Below are 14,755 nucleotides of genomic sequence, written 5' to 3'. Positions count from 1 at the left end.
AAAAACCCGCTGAAATCTCTTTCAGCGGGTTTCTCATTTCAGCAGCCAGGAAGATCAGAAATCCTCCAACCGCCACACTTCATAAGCCGGTGTCTCGTAGGGATGGCTCTGTTTCAGAGCCGCCACCACCGAGCGAATCAACTCATCGACCACCACCAGCTCAACCTTCCATTCCTCGACCTGTTCGACCTGCCCTGCCTCGCCAATGAACGGCTGACTGCCATCCAGTGGGCGAAACTGGCCTTGGCCCAACACCTGCCAGGCGCAGTGGTCATAGTCACCGATTCGTCCGCCACCGGCGGCGAATACGGCACTCTTCACGTCTTCGACGTGACTGGTTGGAACGAAAAAGCTGAGCTTGTACACGGCGCTTAGTTCACCCGCTTTTAGTTTACCCAGACCCGAGCATTACGGAACATACGCATCAGCGGTGCATCTTCGTTCCAGTCATCGGAGCGCCACGAGTTCTGCACGGCGCGGAACACACGTTCCGGGTGCGGCATCATGATGGTCACGCGACCGTCGCGGCTGGTCAAACCGGTGATCCCGCGCGGCGAGCCGTTCGGGTTGGCCGGGTAGCTTTCTGTGACCTTGCCGTGGTTGTCGACGAAACGCATCGCCACGCAACCGGACAGATCGGCTTCCAGCAGTGCTTCTTCGCTGGCGAACTCGGCGTGGCCTTCGCCGTGGGCGATGGCGATCGGCATGCGCGAACCGGCCATGCCTTGCAGGAAGATCGAGTTCGATTCCTGGATCTGCACCATGGCAACGCGGGCTTCGAACTGCTCGGAACGGTTGCGCACGAAGTGCGGCCAGAACTCGCTGCCCGGGATCAGCTCATGCAGGTTGGACATCATCTGGCAACCATTGCACACGCCGAGGGTGAAGCTGTCGTTGCGTTCGAAGAAGCCCTGGAACGCATCGCGGGCACGGCTGTTGAACAGTGCGGATTTCGCCCAGCCTTCACCGGCACCCAGTACGTCGCCGTAAGAGAAACCACCGCAAGCGACCATGCCCTTGAACTCGTTCAGGTCGACACGGCCGGCCAGAATGTCGCTCATGTGCACGTCGATCGCGTTGAAACCGGCGCGGTCGAACGCAGCCGCCATTTCCACCTGACCGTTGACGCCCTGCTCACGCAGTACGGCAACCTGTGGGCGAATGCCTTTCTTGATGTAAGGCGCGGCGATGTCCTGGTTGATGTCATAGCTCAGCTTGACGCTCAGACCCGGGTTGTCTTCTTCCAGCAGTACGTCGAATTCCTGTTCGGCGCAGTCGGCGTTGTCACGCAGACGCTGGATCTGGTAGCTGGTCTCGGCCCACTGGCGTTGCAGCAGACGACGCTGGCCTTCGAACACGGTGTCGCCGTTGAAGGTGATGCTGATCTCGCCGTTGTTCATCGGCTGACCGATCACCGACACGCAGTCGCCCAAACCGGCAGCGCTGAACTGCGCGAGGATGTCCGGGGTAGCATCCTGGCGAACCTGGATCACGGCACCCAGTTCTTCGTTGAACAGGATGGCAGCGATGTCGGCGGAGGTTTCCGCCAGACCGTCGAGGTTCAGGCTCAGGCCACAGTGACCGGCGAAGGCCATTTCCACTACGCTGGTCAGCAGACCACCGTCGGAACGGTCGTGGTAAGCCAGCAGGTGGCCGTCGGCGTTGAGGCCCTGGATCACCGCGAAGAAGGCTTTGAGGTCTTCGGCGTCATCGACGTCCGGCGCCTGCTTGCCGAGCTTGCCGTGAACCTGTGCCAGGATCGAGGCGCCCATGCGGTTCTGGCCATGGCCCAGGTCGATCAGGATCAGGTCGGTGGTGCCCTTGTCCATGCGCAGTTGCGGGGTCAGGGTCTGACGGATGTCAGTCACTGGCGCGAAACCGGTCACGATCAGGGACATTGGCGAAGTCACGGACTTGTCCACGCCTTCGTCGTTCCAGCGCGTGGCCATGGACATCGAGTCCTTGCCCACGGGAATGGTGATGCCCAGCTCAGGGCACAGTTCCATGCCGACCGCTTTCACGGTGTCGTACAGGCGTGCATCTTCACCCGGGTGACCGGCAGCGGACATCCAGTTCGCCGACAGCTTGATGTCGGAGATCTTGCCGATGCGCGATGCCGCGATGTTGGTCAGGGTTTCGCCGATGGCCATGCGACCCGATGCCGGAGCATCCAGCAGTGCCAGCGGAGTACGCTCGCCCATGGCCATGGCCTCACCGGTGTAGACGTCGAAGCTGGTGGCGGTGACGGCAACGTCGGCCACCGGAACCTGCCACGGGCCGACCATCTGGTCACGGGCCACGAGGCCGGTGATGGTGCGGTCGCCGATGGTGATCAGGAAGCTCTTGCTCGCCACGGCCGGGTGATGCAGGACGCGCTCGACGCAGTTGGCGATGTCGAGGGTCGACGGATCGAAATCGTCGCCCAGCTCGTTTTCACGAACCACCGAACGGTGCATGCGCGGGGCTTTGCCCAGCAGCACTTCCAGTGGCATGTCCACCGGGCTGTTGCCGAAGTGGCTATCCGTGACAGTAAGCTGCGGTTCGGCGGTGGCTTCACCGACTACGGCGAACGGGCAACGCTCGCGTTCGCAGATCGCCTTGAAGCGCTCGAAGTCAGCCGGGCCTACGGCCAGAACGTAACGTTCCTGGGATTCGTTGGACCAGATCTCGTGCGGGGCCATGCCCGGCTCGTCGTTTGGAATGTTGCGCAGTTCGAAACGGCCACCGCGGTCGCCGTCGTTGACCAGTTCCGGGAAGGCGTTGGACAGACCACCCGCACCCACGTCGTGGATGAAGCTGATCGGGTTCTTGTCGCCCAACTGCCAGCAACGGTCGATGACTTCCTGGCAGCGACGTTCCATCTCAGGGTTTTCGCGCTGTACCGAAGCGAAGTCCAGGTCCGCCGAGCTGGTGCCGGTGGCCATGGAGGAAGCCGCGCCGCCGCCCAGGCCGATCAGCATCGCCGGGCCGCCGAGCACGATCAGCTTGGAGCCGACCAGGATCTCGCCTTTCTTGACGTGTTCTTCACGGATGTTGCCCATGCCACCGGCCAGCATGATTGGCTTGTGGTAGCCACGAACTTCGTCACCGTGCGGAGTGGTGATCGATTGTTCGAAGGTACGGAAGTAGCCGGTCAGGGCCGGACGGCCGAATTCGTTGTTGAACGCAGCGCCGCCCAGCGGGCCTTCGATCATGATGTCCAGCGCGGTAACGATGCGCTCGGGCTTGCCGTACGGCACTTCCCACGGCTGTTCGAAGCCCGGGATCTGCAGGTTCGACACGGTGAAACCGGTCAGGCCGGCTTTCGGCTTGGCGCCGCGACCGGTGGCGCCTTCATCGCGGATCTCGCCACCGGAACCGGTGGATGCGCCCGGGAACGGGGCAATCGCGGTCGGGTGGTTGTGGGTCTCGACCTTCATCAGGATGTGCACCGGCTCCTGCACCGCGCCGTACTGGCGGGTCTCAGGGTCCGGGAAGAAACGCCCGGCCACGGAGCCGACGATCACCGAAGCGTTGTCCTTATAAGCCGACAGAACGCCTTCGCTGTGCATCACGTAGGTGTTCTTGATCATGCCGAACAGGCTTTTTTCCTGGCTCTCGCCGTCGATGTCCCAACTGGCGTTGAAGATCTTGTGACGGCAGTGCTCGGAGTTCGCCTGGGCGAACATCATCAGTTCGATGTCGTGCGGGTTGCGCGAAAGGCCGACGAAGGCGTTGACCAGATAGTCGATCTCGTCTTCGGCCAGGGCCAGGCCCAGCTCGGTGTTGGCTTTTTCCAGCGCGGCGCGGCCGCCGCCCAACACGTCGATCGCGGTCAGGGGTTTTGGCTCGGCGTGGCTGAACAGGCCGGCGGCCTGTTCGAGGTTGCCCAGGACGATCTGGGTCATGCGGTCGTGCAGACCGTCGGCGATCAGCTGGGCTTCAGCGTCGCTGAACTGGCCGGCCACGTAGAACGCGATGCCGCGCTCCAGGCGCTGGATTTTCGCCAGGCCACAGTTGCGGGCGATGTCGCTGGCTTTGCTCGACCATGGCGAGATGGTGCCGAAACGCGGCAGCACCAGAAACAGACGACCGGTCGGTTCCTGTACCGGAACGCTTGGACCGTACTTCAGAAGGCGCGCAAGCACCTGCTGTTCGTCGCCGGTCAGGACGCCGGTAACTTCGGCGAAGTGAGCGAATTCAGCATACAGGCCACTGACAGCCGGAACCTTCTGGCTCAGTTGCTCAAGGAGTTTGCTGTGGCGAAAGGCAGAAAGGGCAGGAGCGCCGCGCAGGATCAACATCTTCGGGACAGCCTCGGGAAGGGGTGTGCTTTGAGGCCGTGCATTCTAGCCTAAACAGGCCGCGACATCACCCGAAACGCTACGCACGGTTGCACTCGGGTGTCGATCTGTGTTTCTGCCTCGAAAGTCAGGTTAATGGGGCGTGTGGCGATAGCTTATTTTTACTGTAACAAAATGCAGACAAAGCCCATTCCTGCGGGGTTTCGGTCGGTTTTGTGATCTCTAGCAGACAACCCCCTCGCTGTCGAGATATGGCGCCCGTGGTCCTTTGCGTATACTGCGCAGATGTTTTTCCCAACGGCTTTGCGTCCGCGGTACGCCAAATGGCTGATCGCAACCGGACTCTTCCTGATGCTCGGTGGCTGTGTTGATAAACCCAACACGCTCGAGCGCGTAAAGGAGGATGGTGTGCTGCGGGTGGTTACCCGAAACAGCCCCGCCACCTACTTTCAGGATCGCAACGGTGAAACCGGCTTCGAATACGAGCTGGTGAAGCGCTTCGCCGACGATCTGGGGGTCGAGCTCAAGATCGAGACCGCCGACAACCTCGATGACCTGTTCAACCAGGTCGGCAAGCCCAATGGCCCGGTGCTGGCGGCGGCCGGCCTGGTCAGCAGCGAAGAGCGCAAGAAGCAAGTGCGCTTCTCCCATTCCTACCTGGAAGTCACCCCGCAGATCATCTACCGCAACGGCCAGTCCCGGCCGACCGATGCGAAGGATCTGGTGGGCAAGAAGATCATGGTGCTCAAGGGCAGCACCCATGCTGAACAACTGGCGCAGCTGAAACAGAAATTTCCCGGCATCGAATACGAAGAGTCCGACGCAGTCGAGGTCGTCGATCTCCTGCGCATGGTGGACGAAGGCCAGATCGACCTGACACTGGTCGACTCCAACGAAGTGGCGATGAACCAGGTGTACTTCACCAACATCCGGGTCGCCTTCGACCTCGGTGACGCCAGCAACCAGAGCTGGGCCGTCGCCCCGGGCGACGACAACAGCCTGCTCAACGAAATCAATGATTACCTCGACAAGGTCAAGAAGAACGGCACGCTGCAACGTCTCAAGGACCGCTACTACGGGCATGTCGACGTCCTCGGCTACATGGGTGCCACCACCTTTGCCCAACACTTGCAGCAACGCCTGCCCAAGTACGAACAGCACTTCAAGGCCTACGCCAAGAAGGAGAAAGTCGACTGGCGCCTGCTGGCGGCCATCGGGTACCAGGAATCGTTGTGGCAACCGGCGGTCACGTCCAAGACCGGCGTGCGCGGCCTGATGATGCTGACCCAGAACACCGCGCAGGCCATGGGCGTGTCCAACCGCCTGGACCCCCGGCAGAGCATCATGGGCGGCGCCAAGTACCTGGCCTACATGAAAGACCAGCTCGACGATTCGATTCAGGAACCGGACCGGACCTGGTTTGCCCTGGCAGCCTACAACGTCGGCAGCGGCCACCTCGACGACGCCCGCAAACTGGCGGCCAAGGAAGGGTTGAACCCGGACAAATGGCTGGACGTGAAGAAGATCCTGCCGCGCCTGTCGGAAAAGAAGTGGTACAGCAAAACCCGTTACGGCTACGCCCGTGGCGGCGAACCGGTGCATTTCGTGGCGAACATCCGTCGCTACTACGACATCCTGACCTGGGTCACGCAGCCGCAGCTTGAAGGCGATCAGGTCGCCGAGGGCAAACTGCTTGTTCCGGGGATCGACAAATCAAAACCGGCCCAAGAGCCAGCCCCGCTCTGACAGACGCCTTTAACCAAATGTGGGAGCCAGCCTGCTGGCGATAGCGGTTCATCATTCGACATCTTTGTTGACTGACACTCCGTTATCGCCAGCAGGCTAGCTCCCACATTGGTTTTGCGTTGTTGCTTAGGCCTTGGCAGCAGCCAAGATCAGGGCTTTCATTTCGGACACGGCGGATTTGAAGCCCACGAACAGCGCATGGGCCACCAGCGCATGGCCGATGTTCAGCTCGTTGATGCCCTTGATCGCCGCCACGGCTTCAACGTTGTGATAGTGCAGGCCATGGCCGGCATTGACGATCAGGCCCTGGGCCAAACCAAACGCAACGCCATCGGCCACCCGCTTGAGTTCTTCGGCGACTTCGGTCGGGGTCTCGGCATCGGCATAACGCCCGGTGTGCAACTCGATGGCCGGGGCGCCGACACGGCGGGAGGCTTCGATCTGGCGCTCATCGGCATCGATGAACAACGACACTTCGGAGCCGATCTTCGCCAGACGTTCGACCGCCGCCTTGATCCGCGCTTCCTGCCCCGCCACGTCCAGGCCGCCTTCGGTGGTCAGCTCCTGACGGGTTTCCGGTACCAGGCAAATGTGCGCCGGGCGGATGCGCTCGGCGAACTGCATCATTTCTTCGGTGACGCCCATTTCGAAGTTCATGCGGGTTTGCAGCACGTCCTTGAGCAGCAGAACGTCGCGCTCCTGAATATGCCGACGGTCTTCGCGCAGGTGCACGGTGATGCCGTCGGCACCCGCCTCTTCCGCGTCCAGTGCTGCCTTGACCGGGTCCGGGTAACGGGTGCCCCGGGCCTGACGCAGGGTGGCAACGTGGTCGATGTTCACGCCAAGAAGAATACGGGTGCTGGTGGTCACGGAAGCGCTCCAGAAGAAGAGAAAGTTCGGTGCACAGCATACGGTGTGATCAGGGCTTGCGAAACAGCTCGCGACTGACGAGTGGACGGCCGCCCAGGTGAACGGCCAACGCCTGGCGCATCAAGCGCTTGGCGGCGGACAGAGCGCCGGGGGCGGACCAGTCGGCTTCAGCCATGGCCAACAGCTCGGCACCATTGAACAGGCCCGGCTGCAGCAGATAGACCCGTTCAAGCCCCGCATCCACTTGCAGGCGGTAGAGGCCGTCCGGCGCGATGGGCTGATCATGAACATCAGCAGTCAGGGAAAACCCGTAGCCGAGGTCATCGAGCAAGCGCCACTCGAAGGAGCGCAGCAAGGGCTCCAGTGGGCGACCTTCGGCCAGGGCCAACAAAGTGGCGGCGTAATGATCGAACACCGATGGGAGCGGATCTTCAGCGGGCAGCAGGCGAATCAGCAGCTCATTGAGATAAAGCCCACTGAACAGCGCCTCGCCGTTGAGCCAGGTGGAAACCCCGGCACTTTCCATGCGCCCGACGTTCTTCAGCTCGCCCTTGCCCCGGAACTCGACTTCCAATGGCACGAATGGCCGCGCCAGCGTCCCGGCCTTGCCCCGCGCACTGCGCAATACCGCCCGCAGCCGACCTTGCGGCGTGAGGAAGTCCACCAGCGCACTGTTTTCACGGTAGGCGCGGGAATGCAGGACGTAGGCGGGTTGGGCGATGGGTTGGGACATGGAAATCGCAGATCTCAATGAGTGAGCACGGTATTACTGACAACCCCAAAACCACTGTGGGAGCGAGCCTGCTCGCGATGGGGGACTAACATTCAACAGAGTTGTTGACTGACAGACCGCTATCGCGAGCAGGCTCGCTCCCACAGGGGATCCTCGTACATCCAGATCAGGTATTACAAGTCGCCATAACCCAACGAACGCAACGCACGCTCGTCATCGGACCAGCCACCCTTAACCTTGACCCACAGGTTGAGCATGATCTTGGAGTCGAACAGCAGCTCCATGTCCTTGCGCGCTTCGGTGCCGATGCGCTTGATGCGCTCGCCCTTGTCGCCAATGATGATTTTCTTCTGGCCATCGCGCTCGACGAGGATCAGGGCATGGATGTGCAGGGTCTTGCCCTGCTGCTTGAACTCTTCGATTTCAACGGTGATCTGGTACGGCAGCTCGGCGCCCATCTGGCGCATGATTTTCTCACGCACCAGTTCGGCGGCGAGGAAACGGCTGCTGCGGTCGGTGATCTGGTCTTCCGGGAAGAAGTGATCGTTTTCCGGCAGGTGCTCGGCGATCACGCGCTCCAATGCATCGAGGTTATGCCCGTGCTGTGCGGAAATCGGGATGATCTGCGCATTCGGCAACTGCTCCTGCAACCAGCTCAGGTGCGGCATCAGCTCGGCCTTGTCTTCGATGCGATCGGTCTTGTTCAACGCCACGATCAGCGGGCCGGTCACGTACTGGACGCGCTCGAGAACCATCTGGTCCTCTTCGGTCCACTTGGTGCGGTCGACCACGAAGATCACCACGTCGACGTCTTTCAACGCCGCCGAAGCGGTCTTGTTCATGTAGCGGTTCAGGGCCTTCTCGCCACCCTTGTGCATACCGGGGGTGTCGACGTAGATCGCCTGCACATCGCCCTCGGTCTTGATACCGAGCATGTTGTGACGGGTGGTTTGCGGTTTGCGCGAGGTGATCGCCAGCTTCTGACCCAGGATGTGGTTCAGCAGCGTGGACTTGCCCACGTTCGGACGGCCGACGATGGCAACATAGCCACAGCGAGTTGCGTTTGTATCAGTCATTGCCATTCTCCACACCCAGGGCAATCAGTGCTGCGGCGGCCGCTACCTGTTCGGCAATACGACGGCTCACACCCTGACCTCGGCTTTTTTCATTCAGTAAGATGATTTCGCATTCGACGAAGAACGTCCGGCAATGCGGCTCACCCTGGATATCCACCACTTCGTAACGCGGCAGCTCACAACCACGGGACTGCAGGAATTCCTGCAGGCGGGTCTTTGGATCTTTGTTGGTGTCGACCAGTGTCAGGCCTTCGAACTCGCCAGCCAGCCAGGCGAGCACACGCTCGCGGGCCATTTCCATGCCGGCATCGAGGTAGATCGCACCGATCAGCGCTTCGAGGGCATCGGCCAGAATCGACTCGCGACGGAAGCCGCCGCTTTTCAGCTCGCCGGAACCCAGGCGCAAGTATTCGCCCAGATCGAAACCACGGGCCAGTACGGCCAGGGTCTCACCTTTGACCAGACGCGCGCGCAAACGCGACAACTGGCCTTCGCGAGCCAGCGGGAAACGCTCGAACAGCGCCTCGCCGGCGACGAAGTTGAGAATGGCGTCACCGAGGAATTCCAGGCGTTCGTTGTTACGCCCGGCAAAGCTGCGGTGAGTCAGGGCCAGGACCATCAGTTCCTGATCCTTGAAGGTGTAGCCGAGCTGACGCTCTAGACGGCTTAAGGAGACGCTCACGGTTTACCCACGCTGAGTTCGTGGCTGGATTCCACCGCCATCGCCGTAAGTTGGCGCAGGCTTGGGACAATTAAAGCTGTGTTCAAAAATAACGTCCTGAATATCATTGTTTTCATGCCTCTGGCGCCCATTGTGCTGGCTCCAGAAATGCATTCGGCGCTGTGTTCAACAGCGCCGTGTCTGATTACTTGATCAGGCCAACCCGCGAGAAATTCGGCAGGTGGCTGAGTTTGGGTTCCGGCCAGCTCATCCAGACCGCAAAGGCCTTGCCGACGATATTCTTGTCGGGAACCATGCCCAGCAAATCCTTGGGAATGTTCGGATCATCCCAGTAGCGACTGTCGTTCGAGTTGTCGCGGTTGTCGCCCATCATGAAGTAGTGCCCGGCCGGCACGGTCCACGAATGGTCCGGCATGGCCCGGTAGCGGCTCATTTCCTTGCGGATCATGTGCTCGGCCGCACCGAGTTTTTCCTTGTAGAGCTCGGCGCTGCCCAGGGTGCCCGGCTCGGAGCCGACCAGTTGCTCGGCAATCGATTGACCGTTGACGAACAAGCGCTTGTCGGCGGTGTAGCGAACCGTGTCGCCCGGCAAGCCAACCACACGTTTGATGTAGTTGACGTTCGGGTCGCTCGGGTAGCGGAACACCATCACATCGCCGCGCTGCGGGTCACCGACATCGATGACTTTTTTGTCGATCACCGGCAAGCGGATCCCGTAGGAAAACTTGCTCACCAGGATGAAGTCGCCGACATCCAGGGTTGGCTTCATCGAACCGGAAGGAATCTGGAACGGTTCCACCAGGAACGAACGCAGCACCAGCACGATGAACAACACCGGGAAGAACGACTTGCCGTATTCAACCAGCAGCGGCTCTTTGTTCAGCTTCTCGACCACGACCCTGTCAGGCTGGCTGACGCTGCCCTGATAGGAGGCGATGGCGGCACGCCGGCGCGGGGCCAGGACCAAGAGATCGAGCAACGCCAACAGGCCGCAGACGAACACGGCAATGACCAGCAACAGCGGGAAATTTAGCGACATAGGACCTAACTATCCAACCTGAGCACTGCAAGGAAGGCTTCCTGTGGAATTTCCACGTTGCCGACCTGCTTCATGCGTTTCTTACCGGCCTTTTGCTTTTCCAGCAGCTTCTTCTTACGGCTGACGTCACCACCGTAGCATTTGGCCAATACGTTCTTTCTGAGCGCCTTGACGGTCGTCCGCGCCACAATCTGCCCGCCAATGGCGGCCTGGATTGCCACGTCGAACATCTGCCGCGGAATCAGTTCTTTCATCTTCTCGGTCAACTGGCGACCTTTGTAGTGCGAGTTGTCGCGGTGCACGATCAGCGCCAGGGCGTCGACCTTGTCACCGTTGATCAGCACGTCCAGTTTCACCAGACTGGCCGATTGATAACGATCGAAATGATAGTCCAGCGAAGCATAGCCGCGACTGGTGGACTTCAGACGGTCGAAGAAGTCCAGTACCACTTCGTTCATCGGCAGGTCGTAGGTCACTTGTACCTGGGAGCCGAGGAACAGCATGTCAACCTGCACACCACGTTTTTCGATGCACAGGGTAATGACGTTGCCCAGGTGCTCTTGCGGCACAAGAATATTGGCCCGCACGATCGGTTCACGCATGTCTTCGATCGAGGACAGGTCCGGGAGCTTCGACGGGTTATCGACGTAGATCGTCTCGCCGGTCTTGAGCAGCAGCTCGAAGATTACCGTCGGCGCCGTGGTGATCAGGTCCAGGTTGTACTCGCGCTCCAGGCGCTCCTGGATGATTTCCATGTGCAGCATGCCGAGGAACCCGCAACGGAAACCGAAGCCCAGGGCGTCGGAGCTTTCCGGGGTGTATTGCAGCGACGAGTCGTTCAGGGTGAGCTTTTGCAGCGCTTCACGGAAGTCTTCGAAGTCGTCGGAGCTGACCGGGAACAGACCGGCATAAACCTGCGGCTGAATACGTTTGAAGCCTGGCAGTACATCAACGTCCGGCGTCGAGCTCAAGGTCAGGGTGTCGCCCACTGGCGCACCGTGAATGTCCTTGATGCTGGCGATGATGAAGCCCACTTCACCGGCCTTGAGGTCAGCGGTAGGGGTGTGCTTCGGGTTGAATACACCGACGCTGTCCACCAGGTGGATCTTGCCGGTGGACTTGACCAGGATCTTGTCGCCCTTCTTCACACGACCGTGGCGCACGCGTACCAGGGAAACAACGCCCAGGTAGTTGTCGAACCAGGAGTCGATGATCAACGCTTGCAGCGGATCTTCGTAGTTGCCGGTCGGTGCAGGAATGGTGGCGACCAGGCGCTCGAGCACTGCGTCGACGCCCAGGCCGGTCTTGGCCGAGCACTCGACCGCGTCGGTGGCATCGATGCCGATGATTTTTTCGATTTCTTCTTTGACGCGGTCCGGATCGGCCTGTGGCAGGTCGATCTTGTTCAGCACCGGCATCACTTCCAGGCCCTGCTCGATCGCCGTGTAGCAGTTGGCAACCGACTGTGCTTCAACGCCTTGACCGGCGTCGACCACCAGCAGCGCGCCTTCACAGGCAGCCAGCGAACGGCTCACCTCATAGGTGAAGTCAACGTGGCCGGGGGTGTCAATGAAGTTCAACTGGTAGTTGATGCCGTCTTTGGCCTTGTAATACAGAGTAACGCTGTGCGCCTTGATGGTGATCCCGCGTTCACGCTCAAGGTCCATGGAGTCCAGGACCTGGGCTTCCATTTCGCGCTCGGCGAGGCCGCCACACATCTGGATGAAGCGATCGGCCAGCGTCGACTTGCCATGGTCAATGTGGGCGATGATGGAGAAATTGCGGATATGACTCAAATCACTCACGGATCAACACTCAAAAAGGCTGCAGGCATGGCCCGCCGAAAAATAGCCGGGAATTGTACCTGATCCACGGCGCTAGCGTCACGTTCGCAGGTCAGACGGTGCCTACAAAAACGCCCCGGTCTTGCGACAAGGGCGTTTTTTAACGTCAAAGCGATCGGAAAATGCCCGCCATCAGCCTGCTCGACGCAACAGCCAGAGCCCCGCCACGGCACAAATACCCGCCGGCACCAGCACCGAAAGCAACGGCGGGAAGCCGAATACCTGGCTCGAAGGCCCCAGCAGATCCTGAACGATGCGGAAGGTGAAGCCCACCAGCACGCCGGTGAACACCCGTTGACCCAGGGTCACCGAACGCAGCGGACCAAAGATGAAGGAAATCGCCATCAATACCAGAGCGGCAGTCACCAGCGGCTGCAACACCTTGACCCAAAATGCCAACCAGTAGCGGCCATTATTCAGCCCCTGGTCCGCCAGATAGTGGATGTAACTCCACAGACCGCTGATCGACAGCGACTCGGGCACCATGACCACGGTGTTCAGCAACTGCGGGCTCAACGCAACGTTCCAGCGCTCTTCCGGAGTCGAAACCACTTCGGTGCTGCGCTCGTGGAACAGCGTGGTCGTGACATCCGACAGCACCCATTGTTCGTTTTCGAAGTCGGCACGCTTGGCGAAACTCGCCGACAGCATGTGCCGTTCATTGTCGAAGCGATAACGGGTCACGCCATACAGGATGCCGTTGGGTTGTACCGAGTTGACGTGAATGAACTCATCGCCCTGGCGGTGCCACAAGCCGTGCTTGGCGCTTTGTGCATCACCGCTGCCCTGGGCCAGCGAGCGATTGGCCTGCGCCGTGGTTTCAGCGGGCGGAGCGACGTACTCGCCGACCAGTACACCGGCCAGCATCAATACCAGCATCGGTTTCATGACCGCCCAGACGATCCGGCCGATCGACACACCGGCGGCGCGCATGATGGTCAGCTCGCTGTTGCTGGCCAGGCTGCCCAGACCGATCAGACAGCCGATCAGCGCAGCCATCGGCAGCATTTCGTACATCCGGCGCGGAGCGGTCAACAACACATAACTCAACGCATCAACCAGGGTGTAGGTATCGCTGACTTCACTCATCTCGTCGATGAAGGCAAACAGGGTCGCCAGACCGAGAATGATCCCGAGCACCGCCAGGATCGCCATGAATACACTGCTACCAATGTAGCGATCCAGCTTAACCACGGGCCACCTCCAGCGCGCTACGGCGACTCGCCCTCTTCAAGCGCAAGGGCTCCCAGTAGAGCAAGCCCAGGCCGATGGACAGGAAAATCCCGTGCACCCACCACAAGCCAAACACCGCGGGGATCTTGCCCTTGTCGAGGGCACCGCGGGCGGCAATCAGAATGGTCAGGTAAGCCATATAAAGAAGAATCGCCGGCAGTAATTTGAGGAATCGGCCCTGACGCGGGTTGACCCGCGACAGCGGCACCGCCATCAGGGTCACGATGAACACCAGCAACGGTAGAGACATGCGCCATTGCAGTTCGGCGCGCATACGAATGTCGTCACTGCCGATCAACGTACTGGTCGGCATCGCGTCACGGTCGGTGACTTCGTCGCTGACGTCCGGTTTTGGCAGCAATACGCCATACTCGTCGTACTTGATCGCCCGGTAGTCGGCTTGCCCCGGACTACCGTCATAGCGATAGCCGTTATCAAGGATCAGGTAGCGGTTGCCGTCCGGACGAATCTCCTGGCGCCCCTTTTCCGCCACCAGCACGGAAATCCCGCGATCCTTGTTATTGGAACTGATGTTTTTTTGCGAGATGAACACCCCCTCCAGATTGACGCGATCATCGGACATGCGCTCGGTATAGGTGACCCGGGTGCCGTCGCGCAAAGCCTGGAAGCGCCCCGGCTCCAGGGTATCGAATTCGGTCAGGGCATCCTGCTTGTTCAACAGCAGCTGAAACTGATTGGCCCCCTGTGGCGCCAGGCTCAGGCTCAGCCACGCCACGATGAGCGCAACCAGGGTGGCCGGGAACAGCGTCATGCAAAACAGCCGCTGTTGGCTCATGCCGGTGGCCGAGAGCACGGTCATTTCGCTTTCGAGGTACAGGCGCCCGTAGGACAACAGGATCCCGAGAAACAGCCCCAGCGGCAGGATCAGCTGGAGGAAACCCGGCAGGCGAAAGCCCATGATCAGGAACAGCGAGCCCGGATCCAGCAGACCCGAAGCCGCCTGGGCGAGGTATTTGATGAAGCGACCGCTCATGATGATGACCAGCAGCACGGCACTGACGGCGCTCAAGGTCAACAGGACTTCGCGGGATAGATAACGGAAGACGATCAAACCAGACACTCCAGGGTTGTCAGGCTAAGGCGGCCAAACAAGCAAACGTATCGGACAGCCCGCAAGGCAGAGCCGCCGAAAAAAGATGGCGCATTATCCTGTGATTGGGTGCGCCTGTCACTGCGCAATGCATCCCGGGGACGTGTAGGAGCCAGCTTGCTAGCGATGGTCGTCAAC

Annotated in this window: 11 protein-coding genes; 1 reads left to right on the top strand and 10 read right to left on the bottom strand. The window is 60.4% G+C overall.

Annotated elements, in window-relative coordinates; genetic code table 11:
* Nucleotides 1–54: 54 nt before the first annotated feature.
* On the bottom strand, nucleotides 55–366 hold the full coding sequence (locus AC3ITA_RS05065; protein WP_489279649.1) for an NGG1p interacting factor NIF3: 312 nt from the start codon (nucleotides 364–366) through the stop codon (nucleotides 55–57).
* 20 nt (nucleotides 367–386) lie between these two features.
* Nucleotides 387–4,283: a phosphoribosylformylglycinamidine synthase gene (gene purL / locus AC3ITA_RS05060; RefSeq protein WP_150672977.1), complete on the bottom strand. Its 3,897-nt coding sequence runs from the start codon at nucleotides 4,281–4,283 to the stop codon at nucleotides 387–389.
* A 285-nt stretch (nucleotides 4,284–4,568) separates the two neighbouring features.
* Here purL and mltF point away from each other — a divergent pair, with 285 nt between their 5' ends.
* The gene (mltF, locus tag AC3ITA_RS05055; protein WP_095945762.1) at nucleotides 4,569–6,029 is read left to right on the top strand and encodes a membrane-bound lytic murein transglycosylase MltF; all 1,461 of its coding nucleotides are present in this window, start codon (nucleotides 4,569–4,571) and stop codon (nucleotides 6,027–6,029) included.
* Nucleotides 6,030–6,155: 126 nt separating this feature from the next.
* Here the strand turns inward: mltF and pdxJ are convergent, their stop codons facing one another.
* The 8 genes from pdxJ to lptF form a co-directional block, all read right to left on the bottom strand.
* Nucleotides 6,156–6,899 (bottom strand): pyridoxine 5'-phosphate synthase, encoded by a 744-nt coding sequence (gene pdxJ / locus AC3ITA_RS05050; RefSeq protein WP_095945763.1) that lies wholly within the window; start codon nucleotides 6,897–6,899, stop codon nucleotides 6,156–6,158.
* Nucleotides 6,900–6,948: 49 nt separating this feature from the next.
* Nucleotides 6,949–7,632 (bottom strand): DNA repair protein RecO, encoded by a 684-nt coding sequence (gene recO / locus AC3ITA_RS05045; protein WP_095945764.1) that lies wholly within the window; start codon nucleotides 7,630–7,632, stop codon nucleotides 6,949–6,951.
* A gap of 173 nt (nucleotides 7,633–7,805) precedes the next feature.
* Nucleotides 7,806–8,708 carry a GTPase Era gene (gene era, locus AC3ITA_RS05040; RefSeq protein ID WP_007973959.1) on the bottom strand — a complete coding sequence of 301 codons (903 nt, stop codon included), beginning with the start codon at nucleotides 8,706–8,708 and terminating at the stop codon, nucleotides 7,806–7,808.
* Entirely contained in the window at nucleotides 8,701–9,390 is a 690-nt protein-coding gene (gene rnc / locus AC3ITA_RS05035) for a ribonuclease III (RefSeq protein ID WP_008053221.1), read from the bottom strand. The genes era and rnc overlap by 8 nt, the downstream gene beginning before the upstream one ends.
* A gap of 184 nt (nucleotides 9,391–9,574) precedes the next feature.
* Nucleotides 9,575–10,429: a signal peptidase I gene (gene lepB / locus AC3ITA_RS05030; RefSeq protein WP_095945765.1), complete on the bottom strand. Its 855-nt coding sequence runs from the start codon at nucleotides 10,427–10,429 to the stop codon at nucleotides 9,575–9,577.
* A 5-nt stretch (nucleotides 10,430–10,434) separates the two neighbouring features.
* The gene (gene lepA, locus AC3ITA_RS05025; RefSeq protein WP_103394308.1) at nucleotides 10,435–12,234 is read right to left on the bottom strand and encodes a translation elongation factor 4; all 1,800 of its coding nucleotides are present in this window, start codon (nucleotides 12,232–12,234) and stop codon (nucleotides 10,435–10,437) included.
* Nucleotides 12,235–12,405: 171 nt separating this feature from the next.
* The gene (gene lptG / locus AC3ITA_RS05020) at nucleotides 12,406–13,467 is read right to left on the bottom strand and encodes an LPS export ABC transporter permease LptG (RefSeq protein WP_150672975.1); all 1,062 of its coding nucleotides are present in this window, start codon (nucleotides 13,465–13,467) and stop codon (nucleotides 12,406–12,408) included.
* Nucleotides 13,460–14,578, bottom strand: a complete 1,119-nt coding sequence (lptF, locus tag AC3ITA_RS05015; RefSeq protein WP_150672974.1) for an LPS export ABC transporter permease LptF — start codon at nucleotides 14,576–14,578, stop codon at nucleotides 13,460–13,462. Before lptF ends, lptG begins: the two co-directional genes overlap by 8 nt.
* Nucleotides 14,579–14,755: the final 177 nt, after the last annotated feature.

Source organism: Pseudomonas sp. GL_090, from assembly GCF_057837765.1.
This window is presented reverse-complemented; position numbering and strand designations above follow the sequence as displayed.

Excerpts from the sequence above, each read along its gene's own strand:
- purL (WP_150672977.1), bottom strand. The coding sequence starts at position 4,283 with ATGTTGATCCTGCGCGGCGCTCCTGCCCTTTCTGCCTTTCGCCACAGC.
- mltF (WP_095945762.1), top strand. The coding sequence starts at position 4,569 with ATGTTTTTCCCAACGGCTTTGCGTCCGCGGTACGCCAAATGGCTGATC.
- recO (WP_095945764.1), bottom strand. The coding sequence starts at position 7,632 with ATGTCCCAACCCATCGCCCAACCCGCCTACGTCCTGCATTCCCGCGCC.
- era (WP_007973959.1), bottom strand. The coding sequence starts at position 8,708 with ATGACTGATACAAACGCAACTCGCTGTGGCTATGTTGCCATCGTCGGC.
- lepB (WP_095945765.1), bottom strand. The coding sequence starts at position 10,429 with ATGTCGCTAAATTTCCCGCTGTTGCTGGTCATTGCCGTGTTCGTCTGC.